Source organism: Salinibacterium sp. ZJ70, from assembly GCF_011751865.2.
Taxonomy (GTDB): Bacteria; Actinomycetota; Actinomycetes; order Actinomycetales; family Microbacteriaceae; genus Homoserinibacter.
Map to the genome: position 1 here is coordinate 2316275 of NZ_CP061770.1, position 15627 is coordinate 2331901.

At 69.3% G+C, this 15627-nt stretch carries 15 protein-coding genes; 5 read left to right on the forward strand and 10 right to left on the reverse strand.

Features of this window, described 5'->3' with window-relative positions; translation table 11 throughout:
• Positions 1-9: 9 nt before the first annotated feature.
• Entirely contained in the window at positions 10-837 is an 828-nt protein-coding gene (locus HCR12_RS10965) for a purine-nucleoside phosphorylase (protein ID WP_166866347.1), read from the forward strand.
• The gene (locus HCR12_RS10970) at positions 837-2501 is read left to right on the forward strand and encodes a phospho-sugar mutase (protein ID WP_166866349.1); all 1665 of its coding nucleotides are present in this window, start codon (positions 837-839) and stop codon (positions 2499-2501) included. The genes HCR12_RS10965 and HCR12_RS10970 overlap by 1 nt, the downstream gene beginning before the upstream one ends.
• Positions 2502-2559: 58 nt before the next feature.
• On the opposite strand, the gene HCR12_RS10975 is transcribed toward HCR12_RS10970, so the two are convergent.
• Both HCR12_RS10975 and HCR12_RS10980 read right to left on the reverse strand, forming a co-directional pair.
• Positions 2560-3024 (reverse strand): PTS sugar transporter subunit IIA, encoded by a 465-nt coding sequence (locus HCR12_RS10975; RefSeq protein WP_166866351.1) that lies wholly within the window; start codon positions 3022-3024, stop codon positions 2560-2562.
• A complete protein-coding gene (locus HCR12_RS10980) occupies positions 3024-4142 on the reverse strand; it encodes an adenosine deaminase (RefSeq protein ID WP_166866354.1) in 1119 nt (372 codons plus the stop codon). Before HCR12_RS10980 ends, HCR12_RS10975 begins: the two co-directional genes overlap by 1 nt.
• A gap of 253 nt (positions 4143-4395) precedes the next feature.
• Here HCR12_RS10980 and HCR12_RS10985 point away from each other — a divergent pair, with 253 nt between their 5' ends.
• Positions 4396-5307 carry an endonuclease domain-containing protein gene (locus HCR12_RS10985; RefSeq protein ID WP_166866356.1) on the forward strand — a complete coding sequence of 304 codons (912 nt, stop codon included), beginning with the start codon at positions 4396-4398 and terminating at the stop codon, positions 5305-5307.
• Between the two features lie 109 nt (positions 5308-5416).
• Here HCR12_RS10985 and HCR12_RS10990 read toward each other — a convergent pair whose 3' ends face one another.
• From HCR12_RS10990 to HCR12_RS11025, 8 genes are all read right to left on the reverse strand, one after another.
• The gene (locus HCR12_RS10990; protein WP_166866358.1) at positions 5417-6709 is read right to left on the reverse strand and encodes a thymidine phosphorylase; all 1293 of its coding nucleotides are present in this window, start codon (positions 6707-6709) and stop codon (positions 5417-5419) included.
• Complete coding sequence (locus tag HCR12_RS10995; RefSeq protein WP_166866361.1) at positions 6706-7107, reverse strand: cytidine deaminase; 402 nt, start codon at positions 7105-7107, stop codon at positions 6706-6708. The genes HCR12_RS10990 and HCR12_RS10995 overlap by 4 nt, the downstream gene beginning before the upstream one ends.
• A gap of 2 nt (positions 7108-7109) precedes the next feature.
• Positions 7110-8393 carry an ABC transporter permease gene (locus HCR12_RS11000; RefSeq protein WP_166866363.1) on the reverse strand — a complete coding sequence of 428 codons (1284 nt, stop codon included), beginning with the start codon at positions 8391-8393 and terminating at the stop codon, positions 7110-7112.
• Positions 8393-9649: an ABC transporter permease gene (locus HCR12_RS11005; protein ID WP_224763426.1), complete on the reverse strand. Its 1257-nt coding sequence runs from the start codon at positions 9647-9649 to the stop codon at positions 8393-8395. The genes HCR12_RS11000 and HCR12_RS11005 overlap by 1 nt, the downstream gene beginning before the upstream one ends.
• On the reverse strand, positions 9646-11142 hold the full coding sequence (locus HCR12_RS11010) for an ABC transporter ATP-binding protein (RefSeq protein ID WP_166866365.1): 1497 nt from the start codon (positions 11140-11142) through the stop codon (positions 9646-9648). The genes HCR12_RS11005 and HCR12_RS11010 overlap by 4 nt, the downstream gene beginning before the upstream one ends.
• Positions 11143-11230: 88 nt before the next feature.
• Positions 11231-12325, reverse strand: a complete 1095-nt coding sequence (locus HCR12_RS11015) for a BMP family lipoprotein (protein ID WP_166866367.1) — start codon at positions 12323-12325, stop codon at positions 11231-11233.
• A 141-nt stretch (positions 12326-12466) separates the two neighbouring features.
• On the reverse strand, positions 12467-13447 hold the full coding sequence (locus HCR12_RS11020; RefSeq protein WP_166866369.1) for a nucleoside hydrolase: 981 nt from the start codon (positions 13445-13447) through the stop codon (positions 12467-12469).
• 2 nt (positions 13448-13449) lie between these two features.
• The gene (locus HCR12_RS11025; RefSeq protein WP_166866371.1) at positions 13450-14565 is read right to left on the reverse strand and encodes a mannose-1-phosphate guanylyltransferase; all 1116 of its coding nucleotides are present in this window, start codon (positions 14563-14565) and stop codon (positions 13450-13452) included.
• A 162-nt stretch (positions 14566-14727) separates the two neighbouring features.
• On the opposite strand from HCR12_RS11025, the gene sdhC reads away from it, so the two are divergent.
• Together sdhC and HCR12_RS11035 are read left to right on the forward strand one after the other, a co-directional pair.
• The gene (gene sdhC, locus HCR12_RS11030; protein WP_224763428.1) at positions 14728-15165 is read left to right on the forward strand and encodes a succinate dehydrogenase, cytochrome b556 subunit; all 438 of its coding nucleotides are present in this window, start codon (positions 14728-14730) and stop codon (positions 15163-15165) included.
• A complete protein-coding gene (locus HCR12_RS11035) occupies positions 15165-15620 on the forward strand; it encodes a succinate dehydrogenase hydrophobic membrane anchor subunit (RefSeq protein WP_166866375.1) in 456 nt (151 codons plus the stop codon). The genes sdhC and HCR12_RS11035 overlap by 1 nt, the downstream gene beginning before the upstream one ends.
• The last annotated feature ends 7 nt before the right edge of the window (positions 15621-15627 follow it).

Consider the following 15627-nt stretch of genomic DNA (forward strand, 5'->3'; position numbering starts at 1 on the left):
AGTGAGGGGATGCAGACCCAGCATCCTCTCGACGTCGAGGGCGCGGACCCTTTCGCCATCGCGAAGACCGCCGCCGAGCAGATCGCACAGGCGACAGGCGTCGAACGGCACGACATCGCACTGACTCTCGGATCCGGATGGGCGAAAGCCGCGGACCTCATCGGCGAGACCGTCGCGACGATCCCCGCCACCGAGATCATCGGGTTCTCGAAGCCCGCGCTCTCGGGCCACGTGGGCACGCTCCGCAGCGTGAGGCTGCCCAACGGCAAGCACGCGCTCGTGATCGGCGCCCGCACCCACTTCTATGAGGGCCACGGCGTGCGACGCGTCGTGCACTCGGTGCGCACCGCCGCTGCCGCCGGCGCGACCACGATGATCCTCACCAACGGCGCGGGCGGCATCAAGGAGACCTGGAGCCCCGGCACCCCCGTGCTGATCAGCGACCACATCAACCTCACCGCGGCATCGCCGCTCGAAGGTGCGACCTTCATCGACCTCACCGACCTGTACTCGCAGCGTCTGCGCGACCTCGCCCGCACGGTGCAGCCCGACCTCGACGAGGGCGTGTACTGCCAGTTCCGCGGTCCGCACTACGAGACACCCGCCGAGGTGCAGATGGCGAAGACCATCGGCGGTCACATCGTGGGCATGTCGACCGCGCTCGAGGCGATCGCCGCGCGCGAAGCGGGCATGGAGATCCTCGGGTTCTCGCTCATCACGAATCTCGCGGCGGGCATCTCGCCGGAGCCGCTCAGCCACGCCGAGGTGCTGCAGGCCGGCAAGGACGCCGAATCGCGCATCAGCGAGCTCCTCGCCCGTGTGGTGGGAGAGCTCTGATGGCGGCCCTCGAGCCGATCGACGCCGCACGCGCCTGGGCCGCGCAGGATCCGGATGAGGTGACGCGCGCCCAGCTCGAGGCGCTTCTGGCCCGAGCCGACGCCGGCGACCCGGATGCGCACGCTGAGATCGCGTCGCGCTTCGCGGGGCGTCTCACGTTCGGCACGGCAGGCCTCCGCGGCGAGCTCGGCGCCGGCCCCCTGCGCATGAACCGGGTGCTCGTGAGCCAGGCCGCCGCGGGTCTCGCCGCATATCTGCTCGCTCGCGAGGAATCACCGTCGATCGTCATCGGGTACGACGGCCGGCGCAACTCCGACATCTTCGCCCGCGACACCGCGGAGATCATGGCAGGCGCCGGCGTGCGTGCGATCCTGCTCCCCCGCCTGCTGCCGACGCCGGTTCTCGCCTTCGCTGTGCGGCACCTCGACACCACCGCGGGTGTCATGGTCACGGCCAGCCACAACCCCGCCGCCGACAACGGCTACAAGGTCTATCTCGGCGGCCCCGACCACGGCTCGCAGATCGTGGCGCCCGCCGACGCCGAGATCCATGCGGCGATCGCCGCGGCCGCCGAGCGTCCCATCACGGACTACCCGCGCTCGACCGAGATCACCTACGCCGACGAGGCCATCGTCGACGAGTACGTGCGACGCACAGCCGCGCTCATCGTCGAGCCGCAGCCGCTCACCGTCGTCTACACGGCCATGCACGGCGTCGGCTGGAGTGTCGCGAAAGCCGTCTTCGACGCCGCGGGCGTGACGAACGTCATCTCGGTCGCCGAGCAGCAGGATCCGGATCCCGCGTTCCCCACGGTCGACTTCCCGAATCCGGAGGAGCCGGGCGCGATGGATCTCGCGTTCGCAGCGGCCGCCGCGCACGGCGCCGACCTGGTGCTCGCGAACGATCCCGACGCGGATCGTGTCGCGGTGGGTGTTCCGGACGGACGCGGCGGCTGGGCCCGTCTCTCCGGCAACGAGGTGGGCTGGCTTCTCGGCTGGCGCGCGGTGCGTCGCCTGGAAGCGGCGGGCATCAGCGACGGCACGTTCGCGTGCTCCCTCGTGAGCTCGCCGGCGCTCGGCGTCGTCGCGCGAAAGCACGGCTTCGACTTCGCGGAGACGCTCACCGGATTCAAGTGGATCTCGCGCGCCGGCGGACTCGTCTACGGCTACGAGGAGGCCCTCGGCTACCTCGTCGACCCCGAGAAGGTTCGCGACAAGGACGGCATCTCGGCGGCCGCGGAGGTCGTCGCGCTGTTCTCGGAACTCGCGTCCCAGGGGATCTCGTTCGACCAGCACCGCGAGGATTTCGCCGACCGCTTCGGCGCGTTCGCATCCGGTCAGATCTCGATCCGCGTCTCGGATCTCGCCCGCATCCCCGCGCTCATGGAGAAGCTGCGCCGGACTCCGCCGAGCGAGGTCGGAGGCCTGCGCGTCGATCGCATCGACGACTTCGCCGACGGGTTCGGCCCGTTCCCGGCAAGCGAGATCCTGCGATTCTGGTTCACCGACGGCAGCCGCGTGATCGTGCGCCCGTCGGGAACCGAGCCGAAGCTCAAGTGCTACCTCGACACCTTCAGTGACGAGGGCACGGCGGCCGAGCGCCACGAGAAGGCGGAAGCCGCTCTCGCGGCTCTCGACGAGGGAATGCGCGCCCTGCTGGTGTAGCGAAGGTCATCTCCGACCTTCGCGCGGGGTGCGCCGGGCGGCGTCGTGACTGGCGAGGTCAGCCCTCGGCGCGCACGCCGAGGATCTCGCGCACCGTGTCGGCGTCCGTGGCGGCCGCGAGGCGCTCGACGGCGTCGGTGTCGTTGAAGATGTTCGCGCTCTCGGCGACGAGGCGCAGATGACTCGCACTCGATGCGCCCGCGAGGGCGACGATGACACGCACCGGGTCGTTGTAGGGGTGACCGAAATCGACCGGCTCGGCGAGCGTCACGATCGCGACGCCGTCGCGCTTGACGGTCACTCCGGGTCGTGCGTGCGCGAGGGCGAGGCCCGGCGCGACGACGACGTACGGGCCGCGGTCCTCGATCATCCGCACCATGTCGGACGTGTAACCGGCCTCGGTGGCTCCGGATGCGGTGAGCGCGTCACCGGCGATCTCGACGGCGGAGCGCCAATCGCCGGCGGCCGCCGCGAGGACGATGCCGGTGTCGGGCAGCGCGGGGAGGTCGTTCGGTCTGTCCATCAGGCGGCGCCGAATCCGTCCTCGATGAGCTCGATGAGCTCGGCGCGCTCCTCGAGCGGGAGGAACGCCGCCTCGGCCGCGTTGAGCTGGAAGGTCAGCAGGTCGTCGAGGTCGTAGCCGAACGCGTCGACGAGCAGCCCGAGCTCGCGGGTGAGCGTGGTGGAGCTCATGAGGCGGTTGTCGGTGTTGACGGTGACGCGGAAGCCCAGCTGGTAGAGCAGGTCGAAGGGGTGCGCGGTCATGTCGTCGCCCCACGCGGCGATGGCGCCGGTCTGGAGGTTCGAGCTGGGGCTCGTCTCGAGGGCGATGCCGCGGTCCTTCACCCACTGGGAGAGGTAGCCGAGGCTCACGTAGCTCGCCTCGTCGTCCTGCGACTCGATCGTGATGTCCTCGGCGATGCGCACACCGTGGCCGAGGCGCAGCGCGTGGCCGTCGACGAGGGCGCTGCGGATCGACTCGGGGCCGTCGGCTTCGCCGGCGTGGATCGTGGCGGGGAAGCATTCGCGCGCGAGCAGATCGAAGGCGTCGGCGAAGCGGCTCGCGGGGAAGCCCGCCTCGGGGCCCGCGATGTCGAAGCCGACGACTCCGCGGTCGCGGTGACGCAGCGCGAGCTGCGCGATCTCGAGACCGCGGTCGAGGTGTCGCATGGCGCTCACGAGCTGGCCGACGCGGATGCCGTGGCCTGTCGCGGCGGCGTTCTCGACGCCCTCCTCGAGGCCCTGCTGCACTGCCTCGACGACGTCATCGAGCGAGAGTCCGCGCGTGAGGTGCTGCTCGGGTGCCCAGCGCACCTCGCCCCAGACGACGCCGTCAGCGGCAAGATCCTCGACGAATTCGCGCGCGACGCGCACGAGGCCCTCGCGGGTCTGCATGACCGACAGCGTCACGTCGAACGTCTTCAGGTACTCGACGAGGGATCCGGAGTCCGACTTCTCCGCGAACCACGCGGCGAGTTCGCCCGCGTCGGTCGCCGGAAGCTCGATGCCGAGGGGTTCGGCGAGCTCGATGATCGTCTGCGGACGCAGTCCCCCGTCGAGGTGGTCGTGGAGCGACACCTTGGGAAGGGTACGAAGGTCGAACGTGTCGACATAGTGGTCTTCGTGTGCAGCGTCGCTCATAGGCTCCAGCGTAGTCGGCGCATCCGGTTCGAAACCGTGTCGAAGCTGAACGCGGGGCACCCCCGCCCCACCTCCCCCCTCCTCGAGGTGTCAGTTTGTGCCGCCTGCCGGACGGCCCAGGCGGCACAAACTGACACCTCGGTGTGGGCGAGGGCGGGGGCGGGGCGGCCCCCCCATCTCGGCGGCCGCGCCGCTGTCAACGGATGAGCGGAGGCCGCGACGCCCGCGTGCACCCGCCGGGAAGCATGCGGGCATGCCCGCTCCGCGTCCGCTGCCTCCCTCGACCCCACCCGCGTTCGCCGTTCGCGACGCCCCGACCCTCGGCATCCCGCGCCCCCGGCTTCGCCGCAGCGATCTCGTCACCCCGTTCCGGGGAGCTCGGACGACCACACCGCCACGAGAGGTGGTCGAACTGTGTCTCGCCGCGCTTCCCGTGCTCCGAGCGGACGCGTTCATCTGCGGGCCGACCGCTGCGCGCCTCTGGGAGATCCCACTCCCCCGACGGCTTCAGCGGCAGTCGCAGCTCCACGTCGGGCACCCCCATCGCGTGCGCCCCTCGCGCCTCGCCGGGGTCGTCGGCCATCATTTCGTCATCACGCCTGCCGAGCTCACCTCGCTCAGCAGGATCCCCGTCACGACTCCGGCACGCACCTGGTGCGACCTCGCGGGCACGCTCTCTCTCGAGGAGCTCGTCGCAGCGGGCGACCGACTCATCTGGTCGCGCGCGCCGCTCGCCACCTTGGGCGAGATCGCGGCTCTCGCGGATGTGCACCCGGGACGCCGAGGGCGCGCAGATCGACGAGCCGCACTGGCGATGCTGTCGCCTGACGCCGACTCCCCAGCCGAGTCCACGCTGCGCATCCGCTTCCGTGCCGCCGGCCTTCCCCGCGTCACCCCGAACCTCGAGGTTCAGCGCCCGGACGGCGGCCGCGCGAGGATCGATCTCGCCTTCGAGGACCAGCGCGTGGGCGTCGAATACGAAGGGGACCACCATCGCGTCGAGCGCGGCCAGTGGGGGCACGACCTCCGCCGCATGTCCGCACTCGAAGACGCTGGCTGGTCGATGATCCGGGCGACGGGTGACGACCTGATCAGCTCTGCGGAGCTCATCGAGCGGGTCGCGGGGCGCCTCCGTGGCCGCGGCTGGCACCCCACCCGCCCGTGAGGTGTCAGTTTGTGCCGCGTGCCGGACGGCACAGGCGGCACAAACTGACACCTCAGTGCGGAGGGGCGGGGAGCGGGGCGGGGGCGGGGAGCGGGGCGGAGGCGGGGCGTCAGGAGATGCGCGCCGCGATCAGCGGCCGCTCCTCGACGGTCGCGCCAGGGGCGGCGACGCGGTAGGCGCCCTCGAGGGCGTCGAGGGCACGCGGGAAGCGAGCTGCGTCGTCGGCGTGCAGCGTGAAGAGCGGCTGGCCGCTGCGGATCTCGTCGCCCGGCTTCGCGTGCAGGTCGATACCCGCCGCATGCACGACCGGATCCTCCTTGCGTGCGCGGCCCGCGCCGAGGCGCCAGGCCGAGATGCCGAAAGCGAGGGCGTCCTGCTCGGCGAGCACGCCGTCGGAATCCGCGAACACGGTGTGCGATTCGCGCGGCTGCGGCAGCGCCGCATCCGGGTCGCCGCCCTGAGCCTCGATCATCGCGCGCCAGGTGTCCATCGCACGGCCGTCGGCGAGTGCCTCCGCCGGGTCGGCATCCGGAAGCCCTGCGAGCTCGAGCATCTCGCGTGCGAGCGCGACGGTGAGCTCCACGACATCCGCGGGCCCGCCTCCGGCGAGCACCTCGACGGATTCGCGCACCTCGTTGGCGTTGCCGATCGCGAGTCCGAGCGGCACGTTCATGTCGGTGAGGAGAGCGCGCGTCGCGACGCCCGCGTCCTGGCCGAGTCGCACCATCGTCTCGGCGAGTTCGCGCGCCTTCGCGGGGTCGCGCATGAACGCACCCGAGCCGAACTTCACGTCCAGCACGAGCGACGCCGTGCCCTCCGCGATCTTCTTCGACATGATCGACGACGCGATGAGCGGGATCGCCTCGACGGTGCCGGTGGCGTCGCGGAGCGCGTAGAGCTTGCGGTCGGCAGGGGCGAGATCGGCGGATGCGGCGCACACGACCGCGCCGACGGAGCCGAGCTGGGCGAAGAACTCCTCGTTCGACAGCTGCGCCCGCCATCCGGGGATCGATTCGAGCTTGTCGAGCGTGCCACCCGTGTGCCCGAGCCCGCGGCCCGAGAGCTGCGGCACCGCGACCCCGAAGGAGGCGACGAGCGGCGCGAGCGGGAGGGTGATCTTGTCGCCCACTCCCCCGGTCGAGTGCTTGTCGGTGGTGACCTTGCCGAGCGTGGAGAAGTCGAGACGCTCGCCACTGGCGACCATCGCGAGCGTCAGATCGCGGATCTCGTCGGAATCCATCCCGTTGAGGAGGATCGCCATCGCGAGCGCCGACATCTGCTCGTCGGCGACATACCCGCGGGTGTAGGCGTCGACGAGCCAGTCGATCTGGGCCGTTCCCAGCCGCCCTCCGTCGCGCTTGGCGCGGATCAGGTCGACGGCGTCGAACGGCTCGATGCTCATGATGCGTACTCCTCCAGCTGGCGCGGCCCGAACGCATCCGGCAGCACCTCGTCGATGGTCTTCACTCCCGACACCGTCTCGAGCAGCATGCCCTCGGCCGAGTGCTCGTAGAGGAGCTGACGGCAGCGGCCGCACGGCATGAGCACGCCGCTGTTGCCGTCGACGCACGAGAAGGCGACGAGCTTGCCACCGCCGCCCATGATGAGGTCGGAGACGAGCGAGCATTCCGCGCACAGGCCGATGCCGTAGGACGCGTTCTCGATGTTCGCTCCCGTGACGATGCGGCCGTCGTCGACGAGCGCGGCGGCCCCCACGGGGAACTTGGAGTAGGGCGAGTACGACTTGCGCATCGCCTCGATCGCGGCGGAGCGGAGCGTCTGCCAGTCGATGTCGGTCATCGTCACTCCTTGAGGTACGGCTTGCCTGCCGCCTTGGGGCCGACGATGCGCCCCGCGACGACGGCGACGGCGAGGATCGTCACGATGTACGGCGTCATCGCGATGAGGTCGCTCGGGATCGCGGATCCGGCCTGGCCCGCCCAGATGCGGAAGTTCGACGCGAAGCCGAACAGCAGTGCGGCGAGCGCTGCGTAGAACGGGTGCCAGCGACCGAGGATGACGGCGGCGAGGGCGATGAATCCCTGTCCGGCGCTCATCTCGCGCACGAACGCGCCCACGGATCCGATGGTGAGGGCCGCACCGCCGAGGCCGGCGATGAGGCCGGCGATCGTCACCGACCAGAAGCGCCAGCGGTTGACGTTGATGCCCACGGTGTCAGCGGCGAGCGGGTGCTCGCCGAGGGCGCGCAGACGCAGACCCCACTTCGTCTTGAAGAGCACGAACCACACCGCGGGAACCAGGATGAACATCAGGTAGGTCGTGATGCGCTGGTCGAAGAGCACCGGTCCGAGGATCGGGATGTCGGCGAGCAGCGGGATCCGGATGCGCGGGAGCGTTCCCGGGTTGTTGAGTGCACCCGAGTTCGGCGACAGCACTGCCGAGTAGAAGAAGTTGGTGATCGCCGTGACGAGACCGATGAGCACGACACCGACGATGACCTGGTCGACGAGGTACTTGATCGAGAATGCGGCGAGCACCATCGACACGAGCGCGCCGGAGACCATCGCGGCGATGAGCGCCAGAAGGTAGTTGCCGGTCGTCGACGCGACGACCGCGGCGGTGAACGCGCCGCCCAGCAGCTGCGCCTCGATGGCGATGTTGACGACGCCCGCGCGTTCGCCGATGACGCCCGCGAGGGCACCGAAGACGATCGCGGTGGAGAGGCCGATCGCACCGGTGAGCAGGAAGACCACCGGCACGCTGCCGCCCGCGCCCACCCACGCCACGAGGGCGAGGAGGAACGCGAGCCCGACGACGAGCGAGAACCAGACGGTGACCTTGCGGCGGTTCCAGGCGAACCACAGTGCGAGCCCGGCGGCCGCGAGCGCGATCACGCCGCCCACGAGTCCGACGAGGCGCGGCGACCAGGTCGAGGGTTCGAGCTGGATGGCCTCTCGGTTGCCCGACCACACGAAGCGCACGAGCTCGTCGCTGCCGAAGAGGCCGAAGACGACGAACGTGAGGCCGGCGAGGACGGCGAGGATGACGGGCACGCGCCAGGAGCGCGGCGGCAGAGCGGCCGTGTGGCCGGTCGACGGCTGGTCGGTCGGGGCGACGACGGACATCACTCGCCTCCCTTCTGCTCGAGAGCGGGCTTCCTGTCGGTGCCGATCACGGTGATCTCACGCGGTTGGGGAAGGAATCGGAAGATCGCGCGCACCAGCGGCGGTGCGGCGATGAAGAGCACGATGAGTCCCTGGACGACGCCGAGGATGTCGGGGGACACGTCGGCGACCTGCATGGACGGGCCAGCGGCCTTGAGCGCTCCGAACAGCAGACCCGCGAAGAGCACGCCGATGGCACGGGAGCCGCCCAGCAGCGCCACGGTGATCGCCTCGAAGCCGATGCCCGCATCGATTCCGGGGGCGAAGTTGCCGTCGCGGCCGAGCGACTGGTTGATGCCCGCGAGCCCGACGAACACACCCGAGAGCGTCATGGCGATGATCGTCATCCGCGAGGTGTTGATGCCTGCGGCGCGCGCGGCGTCGGGGTTGAGGCCGACCATCCGCAGACGGAAGCCGAGCGGCGAGCGCTCCATGAGCCACCAGAACACGCCGACTGCGATGATGCACAGCACGAACGACCAGCGCAGCTCGTAGGCCTCGCCGAAGAGCCGCGGGAACACGGCAGACGGAAGCGGGGGGCGCGTCGATGGGTTGCTGCCCGAGTCCATGTCGTGCAGCACAGGCGTGCGCATGAGGTAGGTGGTGAGCGAGATCGCGATGTAGTTCATCATGATCGTCACGATGACCTCGTGGGCGCCCGTCTTGGCTTTGAGGAAGCCCGCGATCGCGGCCCACAGGCCCGCTCCGACGAAGCCGAAGATGATCGCGACGATGAGGTGCAGACCGTACGGCAGGTCGAGAGTGAACGCTGCCCACGCTGACCAGACGGCACCCATCAGAAGCTGACCCTGTCCACCGATGTTGAACAGGCCGGAGCGGAACGTGAGGGCGATGCCGAGCCCGGCCGCGATGAGCGGCCCGGAGAACCTCAGCGTCTCCATGAGCGGTTTGATTCCCGCCTCGAACGACGAGGCGCGGGTGTTGAAGATCGCGCCGCGGAACATCGCGTCGTACGCCCGCTGCAGCGCCTCGCCCGCCGCAGCGAAGAAGTCGGAGGGGCGCGAGAAGAAGTAGCCGAGGGTGTCGGGCACATCCTCGTTCGTGAAGACGATGAGGAGCGACGCGATCGCGAACGCGAGCACGATCGCCAGGAGCGTGCGCAGGACGGAGCCGGCCGCGATGTCGTGCATCACGTGACGCCAGTTGATGCGGCGCTGATCCATCTCGGGCTCGGCGCCCGGGGTGATCGTCGTCATTCGTGGACTCCTGCCATGAGGCGACCGAGCTGTTCGCGCGGGGTATCTGCCGGGACGATGTCGATGATGGAGCCGCGATACATGACCGCGATCCGGTCGGCGAGCGCGACGACCTCGTCGAGCTCGGTCGAGATGACGAGCACGGGCACGCCGGAGTCGCGCACCTCGACGACGCGCTCGTGGATGAACTCGATCGAGCCGACATCGACGCCGCGGGTGGGCTGCGAGGCCACGAAGAGCTTGAGGTCGCGTCCGAGTTCGCGCGCGAGGACGACCTTCTGCTGGTTGCCGCCGGAGAGACGCCCCACCAGGGTCTCGCGTCCGGGGGTGCGGATGTCGAACTCCTCGATCGCGGCGTCGGCGAAGCGGTCGCGGTGGTCGAAGTCGATGCCGACACCCTTCGCGAAGGGGGGGCCGTAGCTGCGGTCGAGCATGAGGTTCTCGGCCACGGAGAACTCCGCGACGAGGCCGTCGACCTTGCGGTCCTCGGGCACGAAGCCGACTCCCGCTTCGAGCACGTCGCGCACGCTGAGACCGATGAGCTCGCGCCCGCTGAGCCGGATGGAGCCGCGCAGCTTCTCGCGCAGACCCACGATCGCCTCGGCGAGTTCGGTCTGGCCGTTGCCCTGGACGCCGGCGATCGCGAGCACCTCACCAGCACGAATGCTGAAGGTCACGTCGTCGAGCAGGAGCGTGCCTCCCGGACCGAAGAGCGTGAGCCCTTCGACGACGAACGCCTCCTCGCCGAGCTTCGGCGGGTTCTTGTCGACGGTGAGCTCGACGGCGCGGCCGACCATGAGCGAGGCGAGCTCGTCGGTGGAGGCGGTGGGCTCGGCCGATCCGACGACCTTGCCGAGTCGGATGACGGTGATGGTGTCGGCGACGGCCTTCACCTCGCGGAGCTTGTGGGTGATGAACACGATCGACGTACCCGCATCGGCGAGGTTGCGCATCGTGACCATGAGCTCGTCGGTCTCCTGCGGCGTGAGCACGGCGGTGGGCTCGTCGAGCACGAGCACCTTCGCCTCGCGGGAGAGCGCCTTGACGATCTCGACACGCTGCTGAGCGCCGACAGGGAGGTCCTCGACGAGCGCGTCCGGGTCGATGTCGAATCCGAAGCGGTCGGAGATCTCGCGCACCCGTCGGCGAGCCTCACGCAGATCGATCACTCCGCCCTTGGTCGGCTCGTGGCCGAGCATGACGTTCTCGGCGACGGTGAAGACGGGGATGAGCATGAAGTGCTGGTGCACCATGCCGATGCCAGCGGCCATGGCCTCACCGGGGCCGGAGAAGTGCCGGACTTCGTCGTCCAGCAGAATCTCGCCCGCATCGGGCTGATAGAGCCCGAAGAGCACGTTCATGAGGGTCGATTTGCCGGCGCCGTTCTCGCCCAGAAGGGCGTGGATCTGACCGGGTTCGACTACGAGGTCGATGGCGTTGTTGGCGACCAGGGATCCGAAGCGCTTCGTGATCCCGCGCAGCTCGAGTTTCATGGTGTGTCCATCCTGCCGGAAGGCTGGCGTAGACGACAGCGCCGGGGCGGCTGATAGCCGCCCCGGCGCTGCCGTCTGGCGTGAGGTGTTACGCGGTGGGCGTCACGAGCGGGTCGATCGACCCGTCGATGAGGCCGGCCTTCAGCTCGTCGAGCTTCGCCTTGAGGTCGGCAGGGACCTTCGAGTCGAAGTCGCCGAAGGCGGAGAGCGCGGTGCCCTCGTTCTCGAGCGTTCCCGTGTACTGGTCGACGCTGAACTCGCCGCCCTCCACGAGCTCGGCGATGACGTCGTAGACCGCGGCGGTCATGCGCTTCTCGACCGAGGTGAGGGTGAGGTCCGCGAGCTCAGGCTGCGTGGTCGCGATGTCCTTGTCGACACCGAGGATGACCGCGTTGGGGTTGCCGCCCTCGCGGATCGCCTCGGCGGTCGCGGTGAAGAGCCCACCGGCGACGGGGAAGATCACGTCGGCGCCGGCGGCGAGCTGGCCCTCGGAGATCGACTTGGCGACACCCGTGTTGGCGAAGTCGCCCACGAAGTCACCCTGGTCGGGGGTCGCGGGGTCCCAGCCGACGACGGTGACCGGCGTGCCGGTCTCGACCTCGTACGCCTTCGCGCCGTTGTAGAAGCCGGTCATGAAGTCGGTGACGGCGGGGATGTTGAGTCCGCCGTAGGTGCCGACGACCTTGGAGGTCGAGTAGGCGGCCGACAGGTAGCCGGCGAGGTAGCTGGACTCAGCCATCGAGTAGCCGATGGGCTTGAGGTTCGACTGGCCCTGGTTCCAGCCGTCGATCCAGACGATGTTCGCGTCGGGGTTGGCGTCCGCGAAGTTGAAGATGACGTCGTTGATCGAGAAGTTGAAGCCGACCGCGAACGTGACGTCGCAGCCTTCGCTGACCATGGCGCTGAGGTTGCCCTCGAAGTCCTCGGGGCTGTGCGACTCTGCGTCGGCGATGCTCACGCCGAGCTCGTCCTTGGCCTTGACGAGGCCCTCGTATGCGGCCTCGTTGAACGACTTGTCGTTCCAGCTGCCCTCATCCGAGACGGCGCAGGCGAGGAAGTCCTTGGCGTCGTCTCCGGCGGACCCGCCCTCTTCGGGGGCGGCGGAGCAGGCGGAGAGCAGCAGGCCGGCGACGCCGACGAGTGCGACGCCTCCGAGGACCCGCTTGCGGGTGATCGTGTTCACAGATGTCCTCCCATGACATGGTGGCCCGGGGTGCCGGGTGACATCACGTTACGTCGGATGACCAGCGTTCGGATGACGTCTCCCCGGATTGCGGCCGAATGGTTACCAAGTGGCGATCATGCGGAAACGTTCGCGAAATGATCAGGCGACCGCGAGCCCTCGGATCGGAGCGCTCGGGCGCACATCGGAGCTCACGAGCGCCGAGATGTAGCGGTAGAAGCCATCGGCATCCACGCGCTCGATGACGCGCGCATTCGCCTCGAGGCCATGCACGCCCCACGACATCGCCGAGTATCCGCGGGTGAGGTCCGAGCCGGTCTCGACGTCCACGTGATACTCCGCGGCGTCGATCACGAGCTCGGGGTGCAGCAGCACGGCGGCCGTGAGCGAGTCGGGGTGCGTGGATCCGGGGATGCCGACCGACTCGTCGAACGCGAGGGTCGTCTCGACGATGTGGGTGAAGAAGGTCGCGAGCGGCGTGCCGATGCGGCCGATCTCGGCGAGCTGGTCGCGGCTGAACACCGCGTCACGCAGGGTGAGGCGATCCCACGGCACGACCGTGATGTCGAAGCCCGCGGCGAAGACCGCCTTGGCGGCCTCCGGGTCGACGTAGAAGTTGTACTCGGCCGCCGCGGTGATGTTGCCGCGACCGTTGTTCGAACCGCCCATGATCCAGAGCGACCCGACGTTCGCTGCGAAGTCGGGATCCTTCACGAGCGCCGTCGCGATGTTGGTGAGCGGTCCGATCGCGACGATGCGCAGCTCGCCCGGGTTCTCGGCTGCGAGGCGGATGAGCGCGTCGACGGCGTGCTCATCGGATGTCGGCAGCGTGTCGGCGTCGTCGAGCGAGAGGCCGCCGGATCCGTCGCCGTGCACGTTCTCGGCCGACACCCATTCGCGCACGAGCGGCCGCTGGCATCCGAGGTGGATGGGCACCTCACCCAGGCGACCGGCCGCGGCGAGCGTGAGGTGGGCGTTGCGCACCTGCTGGGCGAAGCCCACGTTGCCGGCGACCATCGTGATCGCGCGCAGGTCGGCCGCCGGGTCGAGGAGGCCGATGAGCAGCGCGACGCAGTCATCCTGCGCAGTGTCGGTGTCGATCACCAGGGGAATGCGGGACATCTCTACAGAACCTCGTCTCGTCCGGACAGCTTGAGGGCGTCGACGACGCTCTTCACCCGTTGGGCGTTCTCGGTCGTGGTCACGAGCAGCGCATCGGGGGTGTCGACTACGACGATATCCCGGACTCCGATGAGCGAGATGATGCGGTCGCTGTGGCTCACGACGATGCCGCTCGACGCATCGGCGAGCACGCGCGCGTTCTCGCCGAGGATCGAGAGGTCGCTCGAGCGCCCGCCCGACTTGAGCTTGGCGACGGATGCGAAGTCGCCCACGTCGTCCCATCCGAAGTGCCCGGGCACGACGGCGAGCGTGCCCGCCGCCGCAGCTGGCTCGGCGACGGCGTAGTCGATCGCGATCTTGCGCAGCTGCGGCCACAGGCGGTCGACGGCGGGCCCGCGGGTGGCGGGCGAATCCCAGGCGGCCGCGAGCTCGTCGAGCTGAGCGCGCAGCACCGGATCGAAACGTTCGATCTCGGCGAGCAGGCGGTCGGCGCGCGCGATGAACATGCCGCCGTTCCACAGGTAGCCGCCGTCGGCGAGGTAGCTCTGAGCGGTGGCGAGGTCCGGCTTCTCCACGAAGCTCTCGACCGAGAGCGCGTCGGGAGCGTCGGCGACCTCGAGGGCCGCGCCGCAGCGGATGTAGCCGAATCCGATGGCGGGCTCGGTGGGGTGGATCCCGATCGTCGCGATCGCGCCGGTGTCGGCGACGGCGATCGCCTGCTCGACGCTCTCGCGGAACGCCGGCTCATCGGTGATGACGTGGTCGGCGGCGAAGGAGCCGATGATCACGTCGGGCTCGCGGCGCAGCAGGATCGCAGCCGCGAGGCCGATCGCGACGGTCGAGTCGCGCGGGGCCGCTTCGAGCACGATGTTGGCGTCGGTGAGCTCGGGGATCTGCGCCTCGACCGCCGCGCGGTGGGCGCGCCCCGTGACGACCATGATGCGCTCGGAGCCTGCGAGGGGGGCGAGCCGCTCCCACGTGCCGCGCAGGAGGGTGCGCCCGCTGCCGGTGAGGTCGTGGAGGAACTTGGGGGCGTCTGCTCGCGAGAGAGGCCAGAGGCGAGAACCCACCCCTCCTGCGGGGATGATGCCGTAGAAGCGGTCGACGGGGCTTGTCATGCGCTCAGCTTAGGGAGGCGCGCCTGTGCGGATCTCTGGGACATGTCATGCGAGTATCTCGATATCGAGACAAAGTGAGGGTCCCCTGACCTGCGGGGCCCCATGCACGGGCATACACTGGAACCCGTTCCAAGGACGAGCGAGACGCGAGGGAGAAGCGCCGTGACGACCCAGGCCGCACCAACCGAGGCCCCGGAGGTCTCGGTACCCGCACCGAAGAAGCGGCGAGTCCCCGGAGGGACGCTCTACCGCGGCCGTGAAGGCATGTGGTCGTGGGTGCTCCACCGCATCACCGGCACCGCGATCTTCTTCTTCCTCCTCGTGCACGTGCTCGACACCGCGCTCATCCGCGTGAGCCCCGAGGCCTACGACGCCGTCATCGGCGCGTACAAGACGCCCATCATGGGCATCGGCGAGATCGGCCTCGTCGCCGCCATCGGCCTGCACGCCCTCAACGGCCTGCGGATCATCTGCATCGACCTGTTCTCGTGGGGCCCCCGCGCGCAGAAGGCGATGTTCTGGATCGCCATCGCGCTCTGGGTGATCCTCCTCGTCGGCTTCGTCCCCCGTCACCTCATGAACGTCTTCGGAGGCCTGTGATGAGCACCTCGACCATCGAAGCGCCTCGCACCCACCAGCGCGGCCGCCGCAAGGGCATGAACATCGAAGCCGCCGGCTGGGTCTACATGCGCGTCTCGGGTGTGCTGCTCGTCGGCCTCATCTTCGGCCACCTGTTCTGGAACCTGATGCTGCAGGAAGGCGGCGTGCACGCGATCGACTTCGCGTTCGTCGCCGGCAAGCTCGCGCACCCGTTCTGGATCGTCTACGACATGCTCCTGCTGTGGCTCGCCATGATCCACGGCGCCAACGGCATGCGCACCCTCATCAACGACTACGCGACCGGACGCACCCGCAAGGTCCTCCTCGGCTCGCTGCTCGTCGTGACGATCGTCATCCTCGTCCTCGGCTCGCTCGTGCTCACCACGTTCGACCCGTGCATCGGCGGAGACACCGCATCTGAGACCATCCGCGAGATCTGCGCGGCGAAGGGATAACGGCACT

What these genes read in the sequence shown, in the direction of transcription:
- HCR12_RS10995 (WP_166866361.1), bottom strand. Translation starts at nt 7,107, where the DNA reads ATGACCGACATCGACTGGCAGACGCTCCGCTCCGCCGCGATCGAGGCG.
- HCR12_RS10990 (WP_166866358.1), bottom strand. Translation starts at nt 6,709, where the DNA reads ATGAGCATCGAGCCGTTCGACGCCGTCGACCTGATCCGCGCCAAGCGC.
- HCR12_RS10965 (WP_166866347.1), top strand. Translation starts at nt 10, where the DNA reads ATGCAGACCCAGCATCCTCTCGACGTCGAGGGCGCGGACCCTTTCGCC.
- HCR12_RS10980 (WP_166866354.1), bottom strand. Translation starts at nt 4,142, where the DNA reads ATGAGCGACGCTGCACACGAAGACCACTATGTCGACACGTTCGACCTT.
- HCR12_RS11025 (WP_166866371.1), bottom strand. Translation starts at nt 14,565, where the DNA reads ATGACAAGCCCCGTCGACCGCTTCTACGGCATCATCCCCGCAGGAGGG.
- HCR12_RS10985 (WP_166866356.1), top strand. Translation starts at nt 4,396, where the DNA reads ATGCCCGCTCCGCGTCCGCTGCCTCCCTCGACCCCACCCGCGTTCGCC.
- HCR12_RS11020 (WP_166866369.1), bottom strand. Translation starts at nt 13,447, where the DNA reads ATGTCCCGCATTCCCCTGGTGATCGACACCGACACTGCGCAGGATGAC.
- HCR12_RS11000 (WP_166866363.1), bottom strand. Translation starts at nt 8,393, where the DNA reads ATGTCCGTCGTCGCCCCGACCGACCAGCCGTCGACCGGCCACACGGCC.
- HCR12_RS11035 (WP_166866375.1), top strand. Translation starts at nt 15,165, where the DNA reads ATGAGCACCTCGACCATCGAAGCGCCTCGCACCCACCAGCGCGGCCGC.
- HCR12_RS10970 (WP_166866349.1), top strand. Translation starts at nt 837, where the DNA reads ATGGCGGCCCTCGAGCCGATCGACGCCGCACGCGCCTGGGCCGCGCAG.
- HCR12_RS10975 (WP_166866351.1), bottom strand. Translation starts at nt 3,024, where the DNA reads ATGGACAGACCGAACGACCTCCCCGCGCTGCCCGACACCGGCATCGTC.
- HCR12_RS11010 (WP_166866365.1), bottom strand. Translation starts at nt 11,142, where the DNA reads ATGAAACTCGAGCTGCGCGGGATCACGAAGCGCTTCGGATCCCTGGTC.
- HCR12_RS11005 (WP_224763426.1), bottom strand. Translation starts at nt 9,649, where the DNA reads ATGACGACGATCACCCCGGGCGCCGAGCCCGAGATGGATCAGCGCCGC.